21 protein-coding genes are annotated in these 23,819 nt (G+C 34.9%); 12 read left to right on the top strand and 9 right to left on the bottom strand.

Going from position 1 to position 23,819, the window contains the following annotated elements:
* Positions 1-615: 615 nt before the first annotated feature.
* A complete protein-coding gene (locus tag ACHRV3_RS01835; protein ID WP_395434304.1) occupies positions 616-1,203 on the bottom strand; it encodes a nucleosidase in 588 nt (195 codons plus the stop codon).
* A gap of 208 nt (positions 1,204-1,411) precedes the next feature.
* Positions 1,412-2,332, bottom strand: a complete 921-nt coding sequence (locus tag ACHRV3_RS01830) for a phytanoyl-CoA dioxygenase family protein (protein ID WP_395434303.1) — start codon at positions 2,330-2,332, stop codon at positions 1,412-1,414.
* A 381-nt stretch (positions 2,333-2,713) separates the two neighbouring features.
* On the opposite strand from ACHRV3_RS01830, the gene ACHRV3_RS01825 reads away from it, so the two are divergent.
* The 3 genes from ACHRV3_RS01825 (at position 2,714) to ACHRV3_RS01815 (ending at position 5,407) form a co-directional block, all read left to right on the top strand.
* Positions 2,714-3,130: a DM13 domain-containing protein gene (locus tag ACHRV3_RS01825; RefSeq protein ID WP_230002087.1), complete on the top strand. Its 417-nt coding sequence runs from the start codon at positions 2,714-2,716 to the stop codon at positions 3,128-3,130.
* Positions 3,131-3,145: 15 nt separating this feature from the next.
* Entirely contained in the window at positions 3,146-4,045 is a 900-nt protein-coding gene (locus ACHRV3_RS01820; protein ID WP_395434302.1) for a hypothetical protein, read from the top strand.
* A gap of 93 nt (positions 4,046-4,138) precedes the next feature.
* Positions 4,139-5,407: a histidine-type phosphatase gene (locus ACHRV3_RS01815; protein ID WP_395434301.1), complete on the top strand. Its 1,269-nt coding sequence runs from the start codon at positions 4,139-4,141 to the stop codon at positions 5,405-5,407.
* A 437-nt stretch (positions 5,408-5,844) separates the two neighbouring features.
* On the opposite strand, the gene ACHRV3_RS01810 is transcribed toward ACHRV3_RS01815, so the two are convergent.
* The 3 genes from ACHRV3_RS01810 to hxpB form a co-directional block, all read right to left on the bottom strand.
* Positions 5,845-7,389, bottom strand: coding sequence for a hypothetical protein (locus ACHRV3_RS01810; protein WP_395434300.1), 1,545 nt, complete (start codon positions 7,387-7,389; stop codon positions 5,845-5,847).
* A gap of 443 nt (positions 7,390-7,832) precedes the next feature.
* Positions 7,833-8,570, bottom strand: coding sequence for a hypothetical protein (locus ACHRV3_RS01805; RefSeq protein WP_395434299.1), 738 nt, complete (start codon positions 8,568-8,570; stop codon positions 7,833-7,835).
* Positions 8,571-8,986: 416 nt separating this feature from the next.
* Complete coding sequence (gene hxpB, locus ACHRV3_RS01800) at positions 8,987-9,688, bottom strand: hexitol phosphatase HxpB (protein WP_395434298.1); 702 nt, start codon at positions 9,686-9,688, stop codon at positions 8,987-8,989.
* A gap of 288 nt (positions 9,689-9,976) precedes the next feature.
* On the opposite strand from hxpB, the gene ACHRV3_RS01795 reads away from it, so the two are divergent.
* From ACHRV3_RS01795 to ACHRV3_RS01765, 7 genes are all read left to right on the top strand, one after another.
* Positions 9,977-10,834, top strand: a complete 858-nt coding sequence (locus tag ACHRV3_RS01795) for a S1 RNA-binding domain-containing protein (RefSeq protein WP_047777419.1) — start codon at positions 9,977-9,979, stop codon at positions 10,832-10,834.
* A gap of 1,011 nt (positions 10,835-11,845) precedes the next feature.
* Positions 11,846-12,679: a 1,4-dihydroxy-2-naphthoyl-CoA synthase gene (locus ACHRV3_RS01790; RefSeq protein ID WP_035681238.1), complete on the top strand. Its 834-nt coding sequence runs from the start codon at positions 11,846-11,848 to the stop codon at positions 12,677-12,679.
* Between the two features lie 254 nt (positions 12,680-12,933).
* Entirely contained in the window at positions 12,934-13,896 is a 963-nt protein-coding gene (menA, locus tag ACHRV3_RS01785; protein ID WP_395434297.1) for a 1,4-dihydroxy-2-naphthoate octaprenyltransferase, read from the top strand.
* 28 nt (positions 13,897-13,924) lie between these two features.
* Positions 13,925-14,602, top strand: coding sequence for a metal-dependent hydrolase (locus ACHRV3_RS01780; RefSeq protein ID WP_395434296.1), 678 nt, complete (start codon positions 13,925-13,927; stop codon positions 14,600-14,602).
* A gap of 79 nt (positions 14,603-14,681) precedes the next feature.
* Complete coding sequence (locus tag ACHRV3_RS01775) at positions 14,682-15,206, top strand: DUF2199 domain-containing protein (RefSeq protein ID WP_395434295.1); 525 nt, start codon at positions 14,682-14,684, stop codon at positions 15,204-15,206.
* Between the two features lies 1 nt (position 15,207).
* Entirely contained in the window at positions 15,208-16,416 is a 1,209-nt protein-coding gene (locus ACHRV3_RS01770) for a tetratricopeptide repeat protein (protein WP_395434294.1), read from the top strand.
* Between the two features lie 547 nt (positions 16,417-16,963).
* Positions 16,964-18,010, top strand: a complete 1,047-nt coding sequence (locus ACHRV3_RS01765; protein WP_395434451.1) for an o-succinylbenzoate synthase — start codon at positions 16,964-16,966, stop codon at positions 18,008-18,010.
* A 45-nt stretch (positions 18,011-18,055) separates the two neighbouring features.
* Here ACHRV3_RS01765 and ACHRV3_RS01760 read toward each other — a convergent pair whose 3' ends face one another.
* Positions 18,056-18,607: a hypothetical protein gene (locus ACHRV3_RS01760; RefSeq protein ID WP_047777426.1), complete on the bottom strand. Its 552-nt coding sequence runs from the start codon at positions 18,605-18,607 to the stop codon at positions 18,056-18,058.
* 19 nt (positions 18,608-18,626) lie between these two features.
* Positions 18,627-19,532: an OmpA family protein gene (locus tag ACHRV3_RS01755; protein ID WP_395434293.1), complete on the bottom strand. Its 906-nt coding sequence runs from the start codon at positions 19,530-19,532 to the stop codon at positions 18,627-18,629.
* A 199-nt stretch (positions 19,533-19,731) separates the two neighbouring features.
* On the opposite strand from ACHRV3_RS01755, the gene ACHRV3_RS01750 reads away from it, so the two are divergent.
* Together ACHRV3_RS01750 and ACHRV3_RS01745 are read left to right on the top strand one after the other, a co-directional pair.
* A complete protein-coding gene (locus ACHRV3_RS01750; protein ID WP_047777430.1) occupies positions 19,732-20,205 on the top strand; it encodes a CYTH domain-containing protein in 474 nt (157 codons plus the stop codon).
* A gap of 7 nt (positions 20,206-20,212) precedes the next feature.
* Positions 20,213-21,181, top strand: a complete 969-nt coding sequence (locus ACHRV3_RS01745; protein WP_395434292.1) for a YpdA family putative bacillithiol disulfide reductase — start codon at positions 20,213-20,215, stop codon at positions 21,179-21,181.
* A 276-nt stretch (positions 21,182-21,457) separates the two neighbouring features.
* Here the strand turns inward: ACHRV3_RS01745 and ACHRV3_RS01740 are convergent, their stop codons facing one another.
* Both ACHRV3_RS01740 and msrA read right to left on the bottom strand, forming a co-directional pair.
* A complete protein-coding gene (locus tag ACHRV3_RS01740; RefSeq protein WP_395434291.1) occupies positions 21,458-23,026 on the bottom strand; it encodes a YdiU family protein in 1,569 nt (522 codons plus the stop codon).
* 102 nt (positions 23,027-23,128) lie between these two features.
* On the bottom strand, positions 23,129-23,662 hold the full coding sequence (gene msrA / locus ACHRV3_RS01735; RefSeq protein WP_230002076.1) for a peptide-methionine (S)-S-oxide reductase MsrA: 534 nt from the start codon (positions 23,660-23,662) through the stop codon (positions 23,129-23,131).
* Between the last annotated feature and the right edge of the window lie 157 nt (positions 23,663-23,819).

Raw genomic sequence — 23,819 nt, 5'->3', positions numbered from 1 at the left:
ATCTTATATAATAGTTTAACCAGCGACATTGTTGCCCCGTCAAGCCCGATTTCTTGCAATTCTGTCAATTTCGACGAAGGAGAAATCACACCCAATATTCGACAAAGATTGGCGCTTTTCTTTATGGAATTTCTTATGTGATTTCTCCTTCTTCGAAATGACAAACTGGTTGTGTTTTTTAGATAACCTAAATTTTAAGATTCGTTTTTTTACCGCTTCAAAGGTTGTAGACCTAATACCCCAAAACCCAAATCTGACAGGTTTCAAAAACCTGTCAGATTTACTTCAAAGAGAGGCTTTCTCTAATCTAATTTCTTGTAATTTGTCATTTCGACGAAGGAGAAATCACACCCAATATTCGACAAAGATTGGCGCTTTTCTGTATGGAATTTCTTGTGTGATTTCTCGACTTCGCTCGAAATGACAAAGTGATGTTTTTTTTAGATAACCTAAATTTTGAGATTCGTTTTTTTGATCGCTTCAAAGGTTGTAGACCTAATACCCCAAAAACCAAATCTGACAGGTTTCAAAAACCTGTCAGATTTACTTCAAAGAGATACCTTTCTTCTAATCTCAAAAATAGATTACTTAATCCAAATCTCTTTAAAACTCGAATTATTCAGTAGGGAATAGTATTTTTTTGAAGGCATGTGCAGCAAGATGCACCTGTACAGTCCAGTCCTCAGCAGCGTTGTCTCCGGCATCATCTGAAATATACTTTAGACAGAGAAAAGGGATGTTTTCCATTTTGGCAATTAAAGCCAGTGGATAAGCTTCCATATCGATTACATTGTAGGCATCATTGATGTGATTCATCTCGAAGCTGTCTCCTGTTCCGCAAATTCCTTCCTGCAGACCACCCATAGAATGACCGTGTTCAAGTACGACAGGAATACCCGATAGTGGCGTTTCGTACTCCAAAAACCCAAGGCCTCTAACATCCATATCACGCTGAATAAAATTTATGCAGCATATTACTTCGCCTTTGTTAAAACGACTACTTCCGGCGGAACCCAGGTTAATGATCAATTTTGGCTTTTGATGGGTTATAGCTTTGGTCAATGCTATTGAAGCATTTACTTTTCCAATACCGGTTATCAATTTATTCATTCCGTCAAAAACATTTCCAGCTTCTGACTCCAATGCAAAAACAAAAAGAGTTTCTGAAACATTAAAACGGTAGTTGTTATCTAGTAGTATCATTAATTTTTATTTCATTGGTTTTAGCGATGTGCTAAAAAAGTATCAGCCAAAGATATTAAAAAATGCAAAAACACTACATTTGATTCTACAGTATCAAAAGATACCTTAAAAAGGAGAAGTGACAGACAAATAATAGGGAAGTGATTCTTGTATTTTAATCGAAAGACTATCTATTGAGATTGTTGTTTTTAAAGTTGAAGTATAAAAATCAAACCCATTCCTCAAGTGTGACAAAATCATCAGGCAGATAAGTGAGATATTGTACCATTCTGGGACTTTTTCCTTTGTTTGGTGTGGCACAGTGTGGCAAAGTATTGTTCCAGATTATAAAATCGCCGGCATCGCCGAGTATGGGTTTTGGTAGCAAAGTTTTAAGTGCCTTTTCTCTTGGGTTTTCGCCGGATTCAAGGGCATTCAGCCAGTTATTTATATGGTTATGAAACTCCGGCACACAATGAAAAGCACCATCATCGGCACCACAATCGGTGAGATAAAGCAGTCCCTGAAGTCCAAACGGAATGGGTTGTTTTAAATTAGTATCCCAATGAAGAGGACTTCCGATAAAAGTAAAATCTTCAGTTTCAGGAGGATTAAAACTTACTTTATCAATGGTTTTGTATATTTTGGTTGTATTATAAAGTTGTTCGTAAGCCTTTTTAATTCTTGGAGACAATCGATTTCTGTTTAAGGTCTCATGATCCGAGAAATTAAGCATTAGTCCCTTTTGATTCTCATGCCTTTTGTACCAGGTTTCTTTAGTATCCGGGTCCATTTTTAAAAAATCCCAAATAGCCTGCTGCGTAGCTTCACAATCCTTTTTTGAAATGGCATTTTTTACAATGACGTAACCATTTTTGTTCCAAAACTGCAGATCTTCATCTGAAAGCACTTTGGTTGCCAAGTCTTCAAACTCGGAATTTTCGTTTTTCCGATTGGTGTTAATCCAAACTTTAAAAGTTTCGAAATCAGGTTTTTCAAAGTATAAAAACTGTAGTACATTTTCGATACTAATGCCTAGCTGGTATAAGGCTTTAATTTCATCATCCCAGGTTTGCTTAGTATTTGTAGCAGAAGAACCGGATGGATTTAAAGTGCGCTTCCATAGTTTTTCAAGAATAGTCCAAGGCATATTTTTTTAGTGTTTATGGTTTTGCAGATTTAACTTTACTTCGAATTTTAACCATTTTGAAATCTTATTTCACAGCACATAAATGAATTCTTCCTTTTAATGGTAAGATAGTTTTGATGCCGTAGTTGGATAAAGATTTTAGGCAGATTCAAAAATAGTTTTTTTTAAGTTTCCGATCTAAAGTATAAATACCTGTTTTATATGAAAGCAATGTAGCTTTATAGCGCTTTACGGCAAGTAAATTGACAAGTAGAAGCTTTTGTAAGTAACCGTTTGAGAGCAGAAATAATAATATTCTCTTCACTATCTTATCCCAAATGTAAGATAGGTGACAATCTCCTTTGTTTATAGTGTTTAATTTTGAAATATAAAGTATACGCTATGAAAAATACAATCTACCTATTGTTTCTAATTTCAGTATTGAGTTCCTGTGAATCAGAAGGAGAGCTCACCCGTAAACCGGTTGGCTCTGTAGAAATTCCGGAGACAGCTGTGGTTACTTCGTCAGGAAATTTTGCTCCCACATCAGGTCATTCCGTTTCCGGAAGCGCTAAAATTTATAGCGATGGTACACATCGCAATTTAGCTCTGGAGAATTTCACGGTCACAAACGGTCCTGACTTAAAAGTTTATCTTTCTAAAAGTAGTTCCCCTGTTAATTTTGTCAATTTGGGATCTCTTGGAAATGGTACTAATCAAGCCTTTAGAATTCCGGACAATGTTGATCTTTCCGTTTATCCCTATGTATTGATACACTGTCAGCAGTTCAATCACCTTTTTGCCTTTGCAAAACTTTAACCAAAACTTACTATAATGATGAAATCAAAAAAAATCTATTTAATTGTTTGTGTGTTTTTCTGCATCGGTATAAAAGCGCAAGGCTGCAGTGATGCAGGAGTTTGCAGCATAAACAATACGTATGCAACCGATAGTATTGCAAAAAACGCGATCGAAGTCAGCACTGTGTTCGGTGCAGGAGAATCAGATGTAACGTATATTTCACCTTATGTTTCTTATACGCGTAATTTTAATGAAAGATGGTCAGGAAGCGCTAAGATCACTTCCTCTTTTGCTAGTGGGAGTTTTGGAGACAGAGGTTCTATAGGTGATGTATTTTTAACAGCACATTACAAAACACGATTCAATAAAGTATACAAATGGAGTTATACAGCAGGGCTAAAGATCCCGTTTAACAGCTCCAATCTTAAAATAAACGATCACCCGCTTCCGTTGGATTATCAGAGTAGTTTGGGGACGTTTGATTTTATAGGAAGCGTCAATCTTACGTATAAAAAACTGGATTTTATCTCAGCGCTGCAATTGCCTGTGATTAATATTAATGCAAATTCATACATAGCAGAATATTCCAGAACAACCGATTTTCCGACTACAAATCTTTTTGAACGTAGACCCGATGTGCTTTTTCGCACCACCTATACTATTGAAACAAGAAATTCTAAGTTTAGTTTCAAACCCAATGTGCTGTTTATTTATCATTTAGGTGAAGATACCTACGAAGATATTTATGGGGCAAGACAGGCAATAAAAGGATCCGAAGGCCTTACGATCAACGGGAATCTTATTTCTGCTTATTCTTTTAAAGGAGGAAGTTTGGAGCTCTCTTTAGCTACGCCATTTGTAGTCAGAGACGTAAGACCTGATGGTTTGACAAGAAAATATACGATAGGGATAGGGTACAAAACAACATTCTAAAAGTGGAATAGGGAAGGGTAATTTATATTCTAAAGGTCAGCAGCGATTTTCTGATATTTAGAATATATTTGCCTTGCAGTAACCGAAACCAAAATGAAGAAAATCTACTTAACGCTATTAATTGCAATTACCAATTTATCTGTTGTTTTAGGACAATCAATCCAACAAGAACTGTCTGATACTCCCGAGAAAACAGCCGGAGTTAATTATGCCTATCCTACCAAAGATAATGTGACCACTACGGCTGTACCAAAAGGATATCAAGCCTTTTACATAAGCCATTTTGGACGCCATGGATCGCGCTATCTGACAAGTGATACTGAGTATAAAGAGGTATTAGATTTGCTTGAAGAAGCCAATAAAAACAATGCGTTAACAAGTCTGGGTAACGATGTTCTAAAGCGATTACAGCAACTTTGGAAAGAGGTAGAATTTCGCGGAGGAGATCTTGCTCCTTTGGGACAAAAAGAACAGAGGGGCATTGCAGAGCGCATGTACAAACAATACCCAAAAGTGTTTGTTAAGGATGCTCAAATAGAGGCCAGCGCTACAACAGTAGTGCGCGTTGTACTCAGTATGGATGCATTCTGCGAAAGACTTAAAGAAATTAATCCCGATCTGAAAATTGACCGAAATGCCGGTATAAAGTGGCAGCGCTATCTCAACTACAACACTCCCGAATCAACTGCCTTTAAAGCTGCTAAAGATACCTGGAAAAAAGAATACCAGGAATTTGAAGACAAACACATACAGCCCGATCGTTTGGTAAAATCGTTATTTTCGAATGCCGATTATGTAGCAAAAAAAGTAGATCCAAGTGCTCTTATGAAAAAACTATTCGCCATAGCAGGAGGAATGCAAAATGTAGAAACAAAACTGACTTTCTACGATCTGTTTGAAAAACAAGAACTTTTTGATTTGTGGCAAACGACAAATTACCGTCAATATGTGGGTGATGCCAATGCCGCTGTAAACAACGGAATCATGTTTGAAAATCAAAAACCAACCTTAAAAAATATCATAGAAAGTGCCAATGCGATGATTGCATCTAAAGGCAAAGGCGCTACACTTCGTTTTGCACACGATGGTAATTTAATCACACTGGCAATGCTTCTTCATTTAGACGGCAGTTACAACAGTGTCTCTGATCCTGCTACCTTTTACGAAGCATGGAATAATTTCAGAATCGCTCCCATGGCCGGAAACATACAAATGGTGTTTTTTCGCAAACGTAAATCAGAGGATATACTAGTCAAATTCTTGCTTCATGAAAAAGAAATCCTTGTTCCAACTATAAAGACAGATATAGGGCCGTATTACCATTGGAAGGATGTAGAAGCGTATTATAAAGGGCTTTTATAGAGGAAAAACTGCTACAGATTAAAGGATTAAACTGATTAAATAATCTGTGCGAGTTCTATTAATTCTACCTAACTCTTTTAAGGTATTAATAAATAAGTCGTTTATATTCCATGTTTTTTGACCATCGTGATCTTTTGCCACGAATTTCACCAATTGCGATGAATTAATTTGTGTAATTCGTGCAATTCGTGTCTATTTTTTTGCGTCACAAATTATGAATCATTTTAATCCTTATAATCTGTGGCATTCATTTTTCTTGCTCATAGATGTATCAAGTTAGCGACTCTTTGTCAAAGTATTAAACGCATTTTCTTAAAATCAGCGACAAAAAAGCATTTCGTGGTAATTCGTGAAATTCGTGGCAAATGATCAAAAAAAAACCAACGGCCAAATTCATAATCGAATTTGGCCGTTGGTTTTAGAGAACAAATAAACTTCTAATTATCGCAAAAAGAACCGATTTGCTGTAAATGTCTTTCTGTTTGGTATTTATTAAAGTTGTCCCATTTAGGAGGAGAACTTGTTTTTTGTCCGTACATAGCGTCCAGACAAACATTGTTGTCTTTGTATTTATCATGTAAAACAGCAAGAATCTTAAAGAAAAATTCATCTAATAAGACAATAGCTTCAAATTCAGCTTTTAATGTATTGTAATTGCTATCTGATGAATTTAATAGTTGTAGTAAATCTAAAATTTCTTTCTTTTCTTCCTCATTGATTTCAGTCAAATAACCCATTTTTAAAGTTTTAAAAACTAGATTATTCCAGGCTTTACTGTCGTGTCCCCACTGTACATCAGGCAGGTTTAAAGAATGCTCACAAATTAAAATAATAGAAAAAAGAACATCATCCAGGTATTTTGCCGGAAACTCGTCAAAACTTCTGAACTCAAAACCACTTTGATACATTTTTTCCTGATTAAAATCAAGACCAACTTCAGAAAGCATTTCGTACTCCATTTCTGCTTCAATCTGATCACGCCACCAGATGTTTTCTTCTTTTTCAAACTTTAGCAGTTTTCTGAAATCATCCACATTAAAGGTTAGAATTTTACCTTTAGGCATCGATTTATTATAAGTTCCAACGCCTATGTAACGAGACATCGCATTTCTCATAGAACCTAAAGTGAACTTTTTATCCAAACCGTATTTGTCACTTATTACCCCCATAATGTCGGGACTACCAAGTGTTGCTATAAAAAACGGTTCAAACCATTGCAGTAAATAGATGGCATTACCATGTGTTTTTTCAAAATCAGTATAATCTGTAATCCTGCTGTCTTCTGTCAGGGTTGGCAAAGTAATATGAAAATGATAAGTTCCATTATTAAACAAAACCAGGTTTTCCTGATTGGTCATAAACATGTTAAGACCATTGTTATAATCCGGAAAATTTAGTTTTCCTTTTAAAACAGAAGATTCATTGATTTTATCGATAAACAACTTTTTAGTTGCTTTTAGTTCTTTGCAGGAATCAACCACAGTTCGATTTTCAAAATATTTAGTCACAAATTCGATAGAATCGCCATCAAAGTGAACAGAACCCATCGTTTTGTTTCTTTGGCTGATCATACTTTGAATGTTGTAAGGCTGCGCTTCAAGGAAAAGCTCCATAATTGATTTCCCAAGATAATCTGGATTCTCAAGAGGTTGAGCGGTAACGGCATCCGTTTCTTCTGCATCAGCAAGTGCTTTTACAGCCGATAATGTTTTGTGCTGATAGTTTATATCCAGTTTTTCCAGCGAATGACTGTTGATCATTCGGCTTACTTTATAATTTTCAGTTATACCAAAAGCTTTCTTTAGAACAGGAGTAAGGCTTTCCGGTTTATAACATTTTCTATAGTCAATACTGTATTTTTCAAAGCCAATCTTTTCTTGTATAAATTCACCAGTAACTATTAGGGATTCTTCAAATTGCATGTAGGTTTCGTTTTCTAATCCTATTCCCCAATAATATTTTTTTGTCTGATTGTCTTTCATTTATACTAATTGTCTTTTTTTATGGTTAATTATATTTTTAAAGTATTGTCTTTTTATTCGAAAAATAAGATTCAAATCAATTTAAAATCAGGCACAAGAAGCCTTTTAACGGATTAAACACAGTTGTAATATCCATTAAAAAAGTTATGTCTTACTTTTAAAATTATAGAATTATATTTTTTAGTCTTAGAAATTTCACACCTGTATCGACTGAAAGACTGATAAAAAAGTAAAATTTTATAATGAGGTTATAAAATCACTACCGTTATTAATCACTTTTATATCAATAATTTAGACAGATGAATAGCAATATTGCAACTTTGGCTATTCTTATTTTTTCCAAGTTGCGAAAGTAGTTCTTTATTTTGTTATTTCCAAGTAGTTAACCCATTGATAATCAATAAATTTTTAGAGGTTTGTATAACGAAGTTGATTATTTTCGGCTAAGGGTGGTAATAAAGCACATAAGAGGAGTATAATTCATCGTTCCACCAATCTTTTCTAACCTCCGAAAAGTAGTTGTAATTTAGCTTTCCTGCCTGTGATTGTAGTGGATAAACGACTACGCCATTCTCACGATACGCTTTGTGCAGAGCGGTTTCAGGAACAACAGGAACAATATGCCCCGAAAGTCCTTTTTCTCTTCTTTTAGCGCAAATGATTCCAATTCCACCTTTGGCGTTTACTTTATTCTGAATTTCATCGACTGTAGCTATTTGCTCCCACCCAAAATCGCCACCCCATTCAGGGAACCAATCGTGTAGAGCGCTGGAATAAATACGATCAACAGTTTCTTCAAAAACAGCTTCAACATCCTGCCCCTGTTCTAATTTTTCAAGAGATTCGGCTGTCCACCAAACCGTTGGAAGGTATACTTTACTAAAATAGCAATAATCATAAGAGTATACATTACAGTAGGTGTCTTCTTCTGTTCTTTGATATCTAAGATTAGTTTCAACATTCAACTTATCAATTAATCGGATAATACTTTCTTTTTTGCTGGCAGTATCAGTCAGATCTCTAAAAAGTATGCTGGAATCGCTAATAGGTGTTTCCTTCATTTCCATAGAATCCAATTGAGATTCCGGATTAGGCAACAAATCTGCTTTTTTAATCTTTTTGTTCGATATTGTATTGGTATCCAAAGATATCGGTGCTATTGGTACGGTATTATTTTCCATCTTAACTGCTTATAATTGATCGGCCAAACGTTGCGGGATTTCATTATTCGGGCAACATTATTCGGTTGGCTAAAAAGTAAATATAATAATTTTAAACTTTATCAGGGTATTATAAAGAAATAAGGTGCCATAGGAGGTAAGATTAACATTTAACGCGTTGATGTAACTAGTTTTAACACATAGTGACATAGTTATAAAATTACGGAAGACCTGTGTTTTTATTTAGTAAATAACATTTATTAATGTTTTAGTGTTAAGCCTTTGACGGCAATTATTTTTAACACATAAAGACATAGGTTTAAGTTTATTAAGTTAAGATAGTCCAAGAAAATCATTTTTTTTAACATAGTTCTATTGTGTTTTATTTAAAGTGAAACACTCTTTTTTTTAAGTTTCAAAAACTATGTCACTATGTGTTAAAAAATTATTTTAGGAGAAATGCTCACAAAAAACAATAAAGTCTTTGCTTTTTTCTGAAGTTCAAGATTGAAGTTTTCTATAATATAATCAGCAAGACTTGTGTCGACTCCGTTGGTTGTGTTGTTTGTGAAGGCCGCAACTCGCATACCGGCACTTTTTGCCGCTCTCATTCCAGAGTGAGAATCTTCGATTGCGATGCAGTCGTTTGGAGCGATACCAAGTTTTCTCGAAGCAGTTAGGTATACCGCAGGATCCGGTTTTCCATTTTCTTCATCATCTGAAGAAGAAACAGAATCAAACAATGGTGTTAGGTTTAGTTTTTCCAGTACAATTGGTATAATACTGTATGGCGAATTGGTAGCCAGACCAATCTTAAAACCTTCCGCTCGAAGTGATTCGATATAGGTTTTTATACCTGGAATACTCAAGCCTTCGTTTTTGATGAGCTCGGTTACTTTTGCTATCACCAGTTGTTCCGTTGTTTCAAGACTAGTATTTGCCCATGGAAATTTTGTGTGCCAGAATTTAGCAACCTCGGCAGTGGTCATTGTTCTTGTAATTTCAGCCATTTCTTTTGTTACCGTAACCCCCAGTGAAGAAAATACTTCAAATTCAGCCTTTTGCCAAAGAGGTTCGGAGTCGATTAAGACACCGTCCATGTCAAAAATCACTGCTTTTATTTTATGTTTTTCTGCCATTGCTTAGGAGGTTATTTGAGAAAAATAGGGGTAAGTTGTACTGTTTTTTGGATAAAAGAATCTTAATAAAGTCGTTGAATTATGCAAAGAAATATCATAGAAATCTAAGTTTGGGCCTATTTATTTTTTACACTAAAATAGCACAATAAAATTTTATCAAATATAGGTTTTTGATTTTTCGATACGGAAGTTCTTTTTTATAAAATATTTTTTCTGCTTACCATTTTCAAACTTCGTACATTTGCGGCTTAGAAACTTGGCTGCTTATGAGCCCAGAACCTCAAGAATATGATTGAAATAGGAAAATACAATACACTTACCATACTACGTGATACCAAAGTTGGTTTATTTTTAGGGAATCCCGAAAAAGACCCGGAAGGAATTCACGATATATTATTACCGAATAAATACGTTCCCAATGAATTTGAAATAGGTGAAGAACTTATTGTCTTTGTTTATTTGGATCATGAACAACGTCCTGTTGCCACTACACTCGAGCCTTATATTTTATTGAATGAATTTTCTCTTCTAAGAGTAAACTACATCAATCAGGTAGGTGCTTTTATGGACTGGGGAATGGAAAAAGACATCTTGGTTCCGTTTAAAGAACAGGCCCGTCCGATGGAAAAAGGAAAACGATACCTGGTTTATCTTTATATGGATGAAAAAACAAATCGTTTGGTAGCTTCAAGCAAAACGAATCAGTTTTTAAACAATGATTCTTTAACGGTTGAAAACGGAGAAGAAGTAGATTTGATCGTTTCGCACATTACCGAAATCGGAATCAATGTGATTATCAATGAAAAACACAAAGGATTGTTGTATAAAGACGAAGTATACGATGATGCGATCAGAACAGGTGACAGAATGCGCGGTTTTATTAAAAATATCCGTCCTGACAATAAAATTGATGTAGCCTTGCAAGTGCAGGGGTATCAAAGTATTGAGCCTAATGCAGATAAGATTTTAGACGAATTGAGAGCCAATCGTGGTTTCTTGCGTCTGAATGATAATTCGCATCCGGAAGACATTAAAACCGTATTGAAAATGAGTAAAAAAACCTTCAAAAAAGCTATTGGAGCTTTATACAAGGAGCAACTTATTGAAATTAAAGAAGACGGTATTTACCTGATAAAAGAGAGTTAAAACCTTACGTTTAAATTCCAAATAAAAGAATCCAAATTCCGATGTTATTATATGGGGATTTGGATTTTTTTTGTTCTGAATGGATTGAATAAAAGACCAATTCCTTACAACCCTGTCATTTCGACGAAGGAGAAATCACACGCGCAAATCACCAAAGATTGGCGATTTTCTATAAGGAATTTCTGGTGTGATTTCTCGCAAAGACGCAGAGTCGCAAAGTTAAAAAATTAGGAAAAAAACTTGGCGACTCAGCGACTCTGCGAGATTTTTACTTCTCCAAAAGTTTTTGGATTTGATCAAATACCAGTAACAAGAAAGGCTACTCATTACAAGTAGCCTTTCTCTTTTTTATTCTAGTTTTAAAAAAAATTGTAATTAAAAAAAAACAGAAATAAAATAATTCGAATCCATTAAAAAAATAATAGCTTTAAAAATTTTAGAAATTACTTCTTTATATGGGTATGTCTTTAAACAATTGATACATTCATCTTAAAAGCAAAAAATCAAATTCACGGCTAAGCCATTGGTTGTATAGAATAACTTTTGGAAAGTATTTAATTAGTATTTTTTCCTCTTTTCGTATTCATTTTTGTACTAACACGGATACATTTCCAGCATTTAACCTTAGGTGTTACTATTTCCTCCTTGAAGTTTTAACAAATGCATAAATCATTTGCTCATTAATTATTGGTTTACTAATAAAAACCGTAAAAAAATGAGCGACAAATTTTTTAAATTTTCTCAAAAAAAGTCATTTTTTAGGTTAATAAATCAGTGAAAGAAAATCAATCAAATAACAACAAAATAAAATGTATCTTGCTGATTATAAGGGTGTAAAATTACTTATTTTTTTTTAAAACAAATGTTAAATAGTGTTATTTTTTGTAAGTAAATACCAATTGTTAACATTTGGAGCTGGTTTTAGTAAACACCAAAAACCAAATAGAGTAGGTAAAAATGTAAAAATGGTTTATTTTTACACTATAAATTATTAAAATTAAACAAATAGAAATGGATTGGATCACTGCCAGAGAATTTGAAGATATAACCTATAAAAAATGTAATGGAGTTGCAAGAATTGCTTTCAACAGACCAAATGTTAGAAATGCTTTTCGTCCAAAGACAACTTCAGAATTATACCAGGCTTTTTACGATGCACAAGAAGATACTTCGATTGGAGTAGTGTTGCTTTCTGCAGAAGGACCTTCGACTAAAGACGGAGTGTATTCTTTTTGCAGCGGAGGAGATCAGAATGCTCGTGGACACCAAGGGTATGTAGGAGAAGACGGTCAACACCGTTTGAATATTCTTGAAGTGCAGCGCTTAATCCGTTTTATGCCAAAAGTGGTTATTGCCGTTGTTCCGGGATGGGCAGTGGGTGGAGGACATAGCTTACATGTTGTTTGCGATATGACTTTGGCAAGTAAAGAACATGCTATTTTCAAACAAACCGATGCCGATGTAACGAGTTTTGACGGTGGTTACGGATCTGCATATCTTGCTAAAATGGTAGGTCAGAAAAAAGCACGTGAAATCTTCTTTTTAGGACGTAATTATTCTGCTCAAGAAGCAATGGATATGGGGATGGTAAATGCTGTCATTCCACATGACGAACTGGAAGATACCGCTTATGAGTGGGCACAGGAAATTCTTCAAAAATCACCAACGTCTATTAAAATGCTAAAGTTTGCAATGAACCTAACAGACGACGGAATGGTTGGGCAACAGGTTTTTGCAGGAGAAGCAACGCGTTTGGCGTATATGACGGAAGAGGCAAAAGAAGGAAGAAATGCATTTTTAGAAAAAAGAAAACCAAATTTTGGAGAAAACAAGTGGTTGCCATAATACATTTTAGATTTCTGATTTTAGATTGTAGATTTTTTGAATCCATAATTTTCAATCAGAACAAAATAGTCTAAAATCTACACTCTAAAATCTAAAATAATGAAAAGGAAACTAAATTTTAGAGAGAATAAATGATTACCAAAATAAATTTTAGATTTCTGATTTTAGATTGTAGATTTTTTTCGATCCATAATTTAAAATCAGAATCCAAATAATCTAAAATCTACACTCTAAAATCTAAAATAAAAAAAAGAATGAAACATTGGATTGAAGCCGCAAGATTGCGCACGTTGCCATTATCAGTTTCGGGAATTATAGTTGGAAGTATTTACGCTTTATCCAACCCAACAGAAGCTATAAATACACCAACAGAAGTTTTTAGTTGGAAAATTTTAGGTTTTGCACTTCTAACAACGCTTGGTTTACAAGTTTTGTCCAATTTCGCAAACGACTATGGTGATGGAGTAAAAGGAACGGACAATGAAGACAGAGTAGGGCCCAAAAGAGCGATTCAGAGTGGTGTGATCACCCCTCAGGAAATGAAAAAAGCGATAATAATCACTTCGATTTTGACTTTATTATCTGCGATTACCTTAATTTATTTTGCTTTCGGGGAGTCGAATTTTGGTTATTCTATCTTTTTTCTTTTGCTTGGAGTTGCCGCTATCGTTTCTGCTATTCGTTATACAGTAGGAAATTCAGCCTATGGATATAAAGGTTTCGGAGATGTATTTGTTTTTGTCTTTTTCGGATTAGTAAGTACATTGGGCGTTAACTTTTTATATTCCAAAGAAGTTGATCCGCTTTTGATTCTGCCGGCTATTTCAATTGGTTTATTGAGTGTTGGAGTGTTAAACCTGAACAATATGCGTGACGAAGAATCAGATCGTAAATCGGGTAAAAACACGATCGTAGTTCAAATGGGAGGCAAAAAGGCAAAAAAATACCATTTTACATTGATTGTTACAGCAATGATTCTAGTAGCTGTTTTTGCTATTTTAAGCGATTATAATTTTGATCAGTACCTGTTTTTATTGGCATATATCCCCTTAACAAAACATTTGATTACGGTTGCTAAAAATCAAGAACCTAAGTTATTAGATCCGGAGTTAAAAAAATTAGCCTTGAGTACCTTTCTTCTTTCTTTGTTGTTAACGGTATGTATGATTTCTTTAATCTCAGACATTATTGTTAATCTTTTCTTAGGCGGAAGATAAAAGAAGTTCAACTTAAATTTTTATAAAAATGAAAATTACTTTTTACGGACATGCATCATTAGGAATTGAAGTTGGAGGAAAACACATCATTGTTGATCCATTTATAACAGCCAATCCACAAGCTTCTGATATTGATATAAACACATTAAAAGCAGATTATATATTGCTGACACACGCACATGGTGATCATGTTTTAGATGTTGAAGCTATTGCAAAGCGAACCAATGCCGTTATCGTTTCTAATGCGGAAATTGCAAATTATTATACCAAATTAGGTTTCACTGCGCACCCGATGAACCATGGCGGAAGCTGGAAGTTTGATTTCGGAAAAGTGAAATATGTAAATGCGATTCACTCAAGCTCTTTCCCAGACGGAAGTTATGGTGGAAATCCGGGAGGTTTTGTAATTGAAGGAGAGCATAAAAACATCTATATCGCCGGAGATACTGCCCTTACAATGGATATGAAATTAATCCCGCTGCGAACCAAATTGGACTTAGCGATACTTCCAATTGGGAATAATTTTACGATGGATGTAGAAGATGCTATAATCGCATCAGACTTTGTAGAATGTGATAAAATCCTTGGTTACCATTTTGATACATTTGGTTATATTGAAATTGATCACGAAGAGTCTATTCGTCAATTTTTTGACAAAGGCAAAGATTTAATGCTGCTTGAAATCGGAGAATCAATCGAATTGTAAAATTAAAATGCTACTCGTATTAGCGATTTTTCGAGGAATTAGAAATCAAATTGAAGCGTTTATTCAATTAAAATAATAAATGGATAGTACAAAATTTATTTGTGAATGTTGCGGAGAGCAGCATGAGGGCTGGCCAGCACTAACGTATATTTCGCCTGATGCTTATTCCCGTCTTTCTGAGGTTGACAAAGAAGAAATAGCGGTGATTGATGAAGACTTTTGTGTCATTAAATCTCCGGATCATGTAGGGAGATTTATACGTTGTGTATTATTTCAGAAAGTAAATGATCATTGTGAAGATCTGGAGTATGGATTTTGGGTTTCTTTGAGTGAGAAAAGTTTTCAGGACTATCTTGATAATTTTGACAATGAAGAGCATGAAACAGAATATTTCGGATGGTTAAACAACGCTTTGCAAGACTATACTTTTTCAGAAAGTGTTCCAACAACCGTAGTCACTCAGAAAGGGAACTGCAGACCGGTAATTTTTCCACATAAGGATTATGACCATCCTTTTGTTAAAGATTTTTACGAAGGAATTACAAAACCAGAGGCCGAAAAACGAATTCAGGATATGATTAATACCAGTGAGCAAAATGCTTAAAATGATGACTAAAAAAATAATACTGCTTTTCGTTTCTGTTTGTTCTTTCTACAATATTTACGCTCAAAAAGACGGCTATTGGGATAAAGAACGTGCAACTACAAAAGAATTTTTGGTTTCTGCCGGCGACCGAATGACCGTAAACACAGAAGATTTACCTGTTGGTACAACTGAGATTGTCTATAGAATAACGCTATTAGACAAAAATCAGGAAATGGCAAGTAGTTTAGTTTCGGTACTAAAAGCGATACCGGATCCTTACGGAATAGGACAGGGTTCAGCAGGAGCTGTTTTCTTGATGTCAAAAATCTCAGGAGATGATCAATGTACTTATTCGATTTTGACTTCAAGCGAAAAAGCAAAGAAGTACGTAAGCGATGGGAAAACCGACGCAGCCTGTTTTGCTCAGGTCGAACCGGTCAGCAAAGATGCAAAACGGCTGTCTTTGGACAAATCTTCTTGTTTAAAAGAAAATACGACTACAATCTGGTTTGGTTTTGAAAGTAAAAATTGGATTTTAAGTCAGAAAATCGTGTTAGAAGTCGTGCCTTGGGTAGATACAAAACTCAATCGTGGCTGGAATCAGGATAATAAAAATGAAATTATCAGTTTGTGTAAAACATCCACAATGGCTCAGAAAATGGCCAATTCGGATGATTTTTGTGTTTGTATACTGAATAAAATAATGAAGCAATATCGTTATGTCGAATTTCAAAAGTTATTACCAATTGAAAGAACTAAAGTATACAAAGACTTTGGAGCAGCCTGTTACAATGATGCAGGAATCTCTAAAAATGTTTACAGTGATTTGCACAAACAGATTGCCACTTTGATCAAACAACAGAAATACAACGAAGCCATTCCGAAATTGAATGGCATAATCAACGATGGAAAAGCAACCGCATTAGATTATGCTTCAATTGGGTATTGCTACATTTTGACGAAACAATACGCAAAAGCAATTAAGTTCCTGAAAGAAGGCGAAAAGTTAGACGACACAGAGTTAGCGGTAAAACTGAATCTGGCACACGTATACCTTTTAAGCGACGATTACAGTTCAGCTAAGTCTATCTACAAAAAATATCAAAATCAGAACGTAACAGACAGCTTAAGCTGGACAGATAAAACAAAGCTGGATTTTACAACCTTCCAGAAAGCAGGAATTAAATCAGAAGATTACGAAAGAATTTTAAAGCTTTTGACTAATTAAATTTCACCATATAAGTGATATAAGAAAATATAAGTTTGCTTTTCCGCCAACAATTAAAATGAACTTGTATGACTTATATTGTTACAAGACATAAAGCGTTTAGTCAATTAAAATTTCACCATATAAGTGATATAAGAAAATATAAGTTGGTTTTTTCGCCAACAATTAAATGAACTTACATGACTTACATGGTTAAAAAACACAAAGCTTTTGACTAATTAAAATTTTACCATATAAGTGATATAAGAAAATATAAGTTAGTTTTTTCGCGAACAATTAAATGAACTTACATGACTTACATGGTTAAAAAACACAAAGCATTTAGCTAATTAAATTTCACCATATAGGCGATATAAGAAAATATAAGTTAGTTTTTCCGCCAACAATTAAATGAACTTACATGACTTACATGGTTTAAAAAACACAAAGCGTTTAGCCAATTAAAATTTCACCATATAGGCGATATAAGAAAATATAAGTTAGTTTTTCCGCCAACAATTAAATGAACTTACATCACTTATATGGTTTAAAAAAAACACACAGTATATTGAAAGCCACCTACCACAAATACATGCTAGAGTTTAAGCGTCCGTCTGGAACCTCAAGAGGCATTATGACAGAAAAAGAAACCTGGTTTGTTGTTTTGGAAGAAAACGGTAAAAAAGGAATCGGGGAGTGCGGAATCTTAAGAGGTTTAAGCGCAGATGATCGCGACGATTATGAAGAAAAACTAAGCTGGGCTTGCGAGAACATTCATTTAAGTGAAACGAAACTTTGGGAAGCCTTATTGGAGTTTCCTTCCATACAATTTGGAATTGAAATGGCTTTTTTGTCCCTTAAAAGTGATAACCCATACGTACTATTTCCTTCCGATTTTACTAATCATGCAAAGTCAATTTCAATAAATGGTTTGGTTTGGATGGGTGAACCGTCTTTTATGAAACAGCAGATAGAAGAAAAGCTTGCCGATGGTTTTAATTGCATAAAACTCAAAATCGGAGCGATTGATTTTGATAAAGAATTAGAGCTGTTACAGTTTATCCGAAGTCATTTTTCTGCAGAACAAATCGAAATTAGAGTAGATGCCAATGGTGCTTTTGGGATAAGTGAAGCTTTAGATAAACTAAATCAACTAAATAAATTTCAGTTACATAGCATTGAGCAACCTATTAAAAAAGGAAGTGTAAAGACAATGGCTGATTTATGTAAGGTAACACCATTTCCAATTGCACTGGATGAAGAGTTAATCGGAGTATTTTCAATAGAAGAGAAAGAAAAACTGATCCAAAAAATCCAACCACAATATATTATTCTTAAGCCTAGTTTTGTTGGGGGTTTTAGAGGAACACAGGAGTGGATTACGTTGGCCGAACGATACAATATTGGCTGGTGGATCACATCGGCATTAGAAAGCAACATCGGACTGAATGCAATCTCACAATGGACGTTTTTGCAAAACTCAAAGATGCCACAAGGTCTAGGAACCGGCGCATTGTACACCAATAATTTCGATTGTCCATTAGAAGTTTTAGAAGGGCAATTGTGGTATAATAAAGACAAGGATTGGTCATCTGATTTTTTAGATAAAGCATAAAAAACTGGCCGGAAGCCAGTTTTTAAGGTTATATAAATTGTGGTTTTATTCTTTTCCTCCAATATGACTGTCTTGCCAGTCTTTTAATTCCTGCCATTTTCCTTGGTAGGCAAGTAGCGCTTGTTTCGCCCAGCTACCCGGATTATGTATCGCATAATTTTCACCTGCAGCATCCAAAATTGATTGCAATTTTTCGGTTGTTGTTGCCGATAATTCTTGCCAGGTTTTGATTCCGGCATTATTAAACAAGGTTTCAATTTTTGGTCCAATTCCCTCTACAACTTTAAGATCGTTCTCTTTTACTTTTTTGCCAAAAACGGTTGCAGCGAGCTCATTGTCAAATAACAACAATGGAGCGGCTGTAGCAGCAAAGGATTGTGCTGTACTGTTAATAGTTGGTTTAGCTGCCAAATCAGCTTCCAAAGTAGCGATACGGGCATTCAGATTCTTGGTATTCGCTTTGCAGGCATCCAAATCAGCTTGTAAAGACAATGCTAGTGAATCATCATTTTTTGAGTTCATTCTTCCTAGTAAGTAACCTAAAATTCCACAGATTAATCCAACTAGCGCAGGTATTAAGATACAAGGTATATTCATGATCGTATATTTTGATTAATTATTTTATTGTAATTACAGTTCTTCTGTTAGATGCCTTACCTTCTCGGGTACCGTTATCGCCAATTGGCTCATCAGGTCCTTTTGATTCCGTTTCGATTTGCGCACCAATACCATTTTTGGATAGATAGTTTTTAGTGAACTCAGCTCTTTTTTGCCCCAAAGCAACATTCGAATCACGATTTCCCACATTGTCCGAATGACCAACAATTAAAACCACAGCGGCTTTATCATGTGCGGTATATTTGGCAATATCCGCTACTTTTTGCTTTTCATCTGCACCTAGTATGTTACGAGATTTACTAGTGCTAAAATGCAGCGTTAAAGGATCCGTATTGATTTTTTCTTTCAAAAGGCTCCACTCGTCAGTAGCGACCGTAGTGGTGTCTGCAACTTCAAATTTATAGGAGACCGGACCAAAAAGAGTATCTGAATTGGTTTGCCATTTGTCCACAATTTCACCTTTGGTATCCAATTGAGAGCCTGTTAAGCCTTTCGTTACAAAATAATTTTTGACATCATTTGCCCTGGCTACTCCAAGATTTTCAAATTTAGTGGTATTGGTTTCGTCGCTTGTGGCATAACCGGTAATGGTTATTTTTTGCTTTGGATTTGAAGTTAAGAACGCTTTTAGCTTTTCAATTCCAATATTTACAGAATCGCCAATGGGAACCAGTACTGCAGCATTGTTTTTAAGGAATTTGATGTTATCAGTCGTATGATAATCAATTCCTGAGCCATTTAGAACAAAGGGGACAAGAGAGGCCTCCGGAGTCGTTACAATTGGTTTTTCGATAGGATCAATTGTTTCGGGTTTCGTACAATTGCAACAAAATTTCAAATACAAAAAAGTACCCAAAATAATGGTTATTGCAATGCCTAATAGATAAAGTGCTTTTTTAGACATAAGTATGAAGTTAAGATTCTATCAAATTTAACCAAAAAAATAATACGTAAAGCATTAACAATCAGTTATTTTAATGTTTTGTTTTTGATTGCGAGGGAGTTAGGATAAAAACGATATAAAGTAAGGAGTTTGTGATTTGTCAATTTTACTACTGAATTAAATTAAGTAACTTGCATTGAAATTTAATTGAAATATTAAAATGATTGAAATCGAAAGAAAGTTTCTTGTAAAATCGGATGATTTTAAAGAACAGGCTTTTACTCAAAATAAAATTGCTCAGGGATACTTAAGTTCAATCCCGGAAAGAACAGTTCGTGTTAGGATTAAAGGTCAAAGGGGATTTATTACTATTAAAGGGATTGGTCATCAAGGCGGAATGTCCCGTTTTGAATGGGAGAATGAAATTCCGATTGATGAAGCAGAGGAGTTGCTCAAACTTTGTGAAAAAGGCAAAATTGAGAAAACCCGCTTTGAAATAAAAGCTGGAGATCATGTTTTTGAAGTGGATGAATTTTATGGTGATAATGAAGGATTGGTAATGGCTGAAATTGAATTACAGTCAGAGACAGACTCTTTTGAAAAACCGGAATGGCTGGGTGAGGAAGTGACTAATGATCCAAGATATTATAACGCTTATCTGAGTAAAAACCCTTTTAAAACTTGGGAAAAGTAATTGCTTTATGACAGAACAATACGATTTGATCATTGTGGGAGGTGGCCCGATTGGTCTGGCTTGTGCTATAGAAGCCCAAAAGAAGAATTTGAGTTATTTAATCATTGAAAAAGGAGCAATTGTAAACAGTATTTTTAATTATCCTTTGTACATGACATTTTTTTCGACAGCGGAAAGGTTGGAAATAGGAGGTATTCCATTTAACTGTCTGCCACCAAAACCGGGTCGCCAGGAGGCTTTGGAATACTATCGAAATATTCACCGCTATTTTAATTTTTCAATTCATTTATTTGAAAGAGTCACCGAAATAGTAAAAGAGGGTGTCGAATCATTTAAAATTAGCACAGATAAAAAAGTATACCAATCAAAAAACGTCATTATTGCAACCGGATTTTATGACATTCCGATTAAAATGGAGGTAAAAGGGGAAGAATTGCCCAAAGTTCGTCATTATTATAAAGAGGCACATGAATATGCTTTTAGAAATATACTAGTGGTTGGCGCGAATAACTCTTCAGTTGATGCGGCTTTGGAATGTTGGCGTAAAGGAGCCAATGTAACAATGGTAATTCGTAAAAACGAGATCAATAATCGGGTGAAATATTGGGCAAAACCTGATATCGAAAACCGCATTAGCGAAGGAAGCATTAAAGCTTATTTTGAATCGAATATTACGGAGATTAAAGAGAACACGGTTGAAATTGAAACTCCAAACGGAAAAGTAATTATCGAAAATGATTTTGTATTAGCATTGACAGGTTACAAACCGGATTTGGCTTTTTTGCAAAATGCAGGCATTCAACTGTCTGAAGATGCATTAAAAACACCAACTTACAATCCGGAAACGATGGAAACAAATGTGAAAGGATTATTTCTGGCGGGAGTGGTTTGCGGAGGAATGCATACACATAAATGGTTCATTGAAAATTCCAGAGTTCATGCCAATCTTATAATTGATTCTATTACTGCGAAGTAAAAAAGGAGTTAAACACGAATTACACTAATTGGCACGAATTAATTAGTTTAATTCGCGAAATTCGTGGCAAAAAATACTTTAAGGCTATAAAGAGGTTTAAACTGATTATTTGTGCTAAAAAAATACCACAGATTAAAAGGATTTAATGGATTAATCATTGGAATCTTTTTAATCTGTGGCAGAAAAAGGTTTGACACGAATTACACTAATTTTCACTAATCAGGGTTGAATAAAAAAAGAAATTAGTTTAATTCGCGAAATTAGTGGCAAAAAAAGTTAAGAACTACAAGAAAGCATGGAGCAACCTACTTTAGAACGAGCCCAATCCGGTCTTTTTGCAAACCATTTCTCCATTTCCGGTTGTTCGTCATATGGTTTTTGAAGCAGGGTATATAATTCATCGACTAATGAAAAGTCGCCTTTGTCTGCCGCGTCAATACTTAGTTGCGCCATATAATTTCGCAATACATATTTCGGATTGATACGATTCATTTTTGTGGCGCGATCTTCATCTGAAATAACTTCTGCTGCTAATCTTTTTAGATATAACGAAAACCAAGCCGTCCAATTTTCTAAGATAGTATTGGTGATTTCTTCCGGAATATAGAAGGCATCTTTAATTTTTGCAATTGCATTTTCAATCGAATCCTCTTTTTTTATGAGGCTTAAATTTCTAAAAAAGATCGTCATATCCGTTTCAGATAACTGTAAAGTTGCTTCTAAATTAGCAATTAATTCACTATCAGTTTCGGTTGAAGTAAACAAACCTAGTTTGCTTAAAAACATTGTTTTGTAATCGGAATCAAACTCATTTATAAAAGACTCTAAAATGTCTTCTAGAGGTTTGGCTTCATTGATTAACGGATAAAGCGCATTAGCCAATTGATACAAATTCCATTGGGCAATTTGCGGTTGATTACCAAAACGATATCTTCTGTATTGACTGTCTGTTGTATTTGGCGTCCAATTAGGGTCATAATTTTCCAGCCAGCCATATGGACCATAGTCAATGGTGATTCCGTGGATGGACATATTATCGGTATTCATTACGCCATGTACAAAACCAACTCTTTGCCAATGCAGAATCATTTCACGTGTGGTGTCGGCTACTTTTTGGAAAAACTGTACATATTGCTCTTTGGGTTCTCCTTTAATTTCGGGGAAGTAATATTTGATCGTATATTCTACAAATTGTTTCAGGTTTTTTAATTCATTGCGAGAAGTAAGCAATTCAAAACTTCCAAAACGGATGAAAGAGGGAGCAACACGACAAACAATAGCTCCTTTTTCGAAAGCAGGATTTCCATTGTATAAAATATCACGCAAAACTTCATCACCCGATAACATTAAAGAAAGCGATCGGGTAGTAGGAACACCTAAATAATACATAGCTTCGGCACACAGATATTCTCTGATGGAGGAGCGTAAAACCGCCAGACCATCAGCAGTTCGGGAGTAAGGAGTTTTTCCTGCTCCTTTTAGCTGAAGCGTAAAAAAAGAATTATCATGTTCTACTTCTGTTAAGTTTATAGCACGACCATCACCCAATTGTCCGGCCCAATTGCCGAATTGATGTCCTGCATACGCCATTGCGTAAGGACGTGTTTCAGGAAGAATTTCTTTTCCTGAGAATGCGTTTAGAAAGGATTCTGATTGAATTTCGTCTTCAGAAATTCCAACCAATTCAGCTACAGATTTTGAAGTATGAATCAGTTGTGGATTCGATGGTTTTGTTGGATTTACATAGGAAAAAAGCGCATTGGCAACCTGGCGAACTTCATTTGTATCGTTAGGATCTGCGGGTAATTCTGCTGTAAATCGGTTGTTTATTTTTAAATTTTTCATTTCGTATTATCTTTCTTTTTTTTTCACCGCGTAAAAGATTATTTGGATTTTCAACAGAGAGAAAATAATTTTTACCGGTGTAATCTGGTGGTAAAAGTCGTATTAGCCAATCAATTTATCAGCGTACATCTTTTTTAGTTTTTGTACTTTAGGGTCAATCACCATTTGACAATACCCTGCTTCTTGATTTTCATTGTAGTAATTCTGATGGTAATCTTCTGCTTCATAGAATACTTCAAAAGGTTTCAACTGTGTTACAATTGGATCCGCAAAAACGGGTTTAACTTCTTCGAAAACTTGTTCTGCAATTTCCTTTTGAGTGTCATTATGGTACAGGATAATAGAACGATATTGTGTTCCACTATCACCACCCTGACGGTTTAACGTTGTAGGATCGTGACTTGTCATAAAAACAGTAATTAAGTCATGGTATGAAATTATGTCAGGATTAAAGGTTACCTGAATTACTTCGGCATGACCTGTTCTTCCGGTGCAAACTTCACGGTAGGGTGGATTCTTAATAAAACCATCTGAATATCCTGATTTTAGGGATTCTACCCCCTTTAAACGCTGAATTACGGCTTCAATACACCAAAAACATCCACCACCAAAAGTTGCCACTGCTAAATTTTCCATAAAAAAGTATAGTTTAAGTTCTTATTGCCCTATTAATCCGATAGAATATTATGATAAATTTTTATAAAAAAGACTATTTAATTAAAGATACTAAAAGGTTATCTAATGTTTGAAGTTTATAATTGATAAATTCTCAGTTCTATAAAAAAGCAATATA

Origin of the sequence: Flavobacterium sp. FlaQc-49, from assembly GCF_044005985.1 — a bacterium.
Taxonomy (GTDB): Bacteria; Bacteroidota; Bacteroidia; order Flavobacteriales; family Flavobacteriaceae; genus Flavobacterium; species Flavobacterium cupriresistens.
This window is presented reverse-complemented; position numbering and strand designations above follow the sequence as displayed.

What these genes read in the sequence shown, in the direction of transcription:
- ACHRV3_RS01825 (WP_230002087.1), top strand. Translation starts at nt 2,714, where the DNA reads ATGAAAAATACAATCTACCTATTGTTTCTAATTTCAGTATTGAGTTCC.
- ACHRV3_RS01820 (WP_395434302.1), top strand. Translation starts at nt 3,146, where the DNA reads ATGATGAAATCAAAAAAAATCTATTTAATTGTTTGTGTGTTTTTCTGC.
- ACHRV3_RS01815 (WP_395434301.1), top strand. Translation starts at nt 4,139, where the DNA reads ATGAAGAAAATCTACTTAACGCTATTAATTGCAATTACCAATTTATCT.
- ACHRV3_RS01760 (WP_047777426.1), bottom strand. Translation starts at nt 18,607, where the DNA reads ATGAATATACCTTGTATCTTAATACCTGCGCTAGTTGGATTAATCTGT.
- ACHRV3_RS01740 (WP_395434291.1), bottom strand. Translation starts at nt 23,026, where the DNA reads ATGAAAAATTTAAAAATAAACAACCGATTTACAGCAGAATTACCCGCA.
- ACHRV3_RS01810 (WP_395434300.1), bottom strand. Translation starts at nt 7,389, where the DNA reads ATGAAAGACAATCAGACAAAAAAATATTATTGGGGAATAGGATTAGAA.
- menA (WP_395434297.1), top strand. Translation starts at nt 12,934, where the DNA reads ATGAAACATTGGATTGAAGCCGCAAGATTGCGCACGTTGCCATTATCA.
- ACHRV3_RS01830 (WP_395434303.1), bottom strand. Translation starts at nt 2,332, where the DNA reads ATGCCTTGGACTATTCTTGAAAAACTATGGAAGCGCACTTTAAATCCA.
- ACHRV3_RS01795 (WP_047777419.1), top strand. Translation starts at nt 9,977, where the DNA reads ATGATTGAAATAGGAAAATACAATACACTTACCATACTACGTGATACC.
- ACHRV3_RS01755 (WP_395434293.1), bottom strand. Translation starts at nt 19,532, where the DNA reads ATGTCTAAAAAAGCACTTTATCTATTAGGCATTGCAATAACCATTATT.
- ACHRV3_RS01835 (WP_395434304.1), bottom strand. Translation starts at nt 1,203, where the DNA reads ATGATACTACTAGATAACAACTACCGTTTTAATGTTTCAGAAACTCTT.
- ACHRV3_RS01745 (WP_395434292.1), top strand. Translation starts at nt 20,213, where the DNA reads ATGACAGAACAATACGATTTGATCATTGTGGGAGGTGGCCCGATTGGT.
- msrA (WP_230002076.1), bottom strand. Translation starts at nt 23,662, where the DNA reads ATGGAAAATTTAGCAGTGGCAACTTTTGGTGGTGGATGTTTTTGGTGT.
- ACHRV3_RS01780 (WP_395434296.1), top strand. Translation starts at nt 13,925, where the DNA reads ATGAAAATTACTTTTTACGGACATGCATCATTAGGAATTGAAGTTGGA.
- ACHRV3_RS01790 (WP_035681238.1), top strand. Translation starts at nt 11,846, where the DNA reads ATGGATTGGATCACTGCCAGAGAATTTGAAGATATAACCTATAAAAAA.
- ACHRV3_RS01805 (WP_395434299.1), bottom strand. Translation starts at nt 8,570, where the DNA reads ATGGAAAATAATACCGTACCAATAGCACCGATATCTTTGGATACCAAT.
- ACHRV3_RS01770 (WP_395434294.1), top strand. Translation starts at nt 15,208, where the DNA reads ATGATGACTAAAAAAATAATACTGCTTTTCGTTTCTGTTTGTTCTTTC.
- hxpB (WP_395434298.1), bottom strand. Translation starts at nt 9,688, where the DNA reads ATGGCAGAAAAACATAAAATAAAAGCAGTGATTTTTGACATGGACGGT.
- ACHRV3_RS01775 (WP_395434295.1), top strand. Translation starts at nt 14,682, where the DNA reads ATGGATAGTACAAAATTTATTTGTGAATGTTGCGGAGAGCAGCATGAG.
- ACHRV3_RS01750 (WP_047777430.1), top strand. Translation starts at nt 19,732, where the DNA reads ATGATTGAAATCGAAAGAAAGTTTCTTGTAAAATCGGATGATTTTAAA.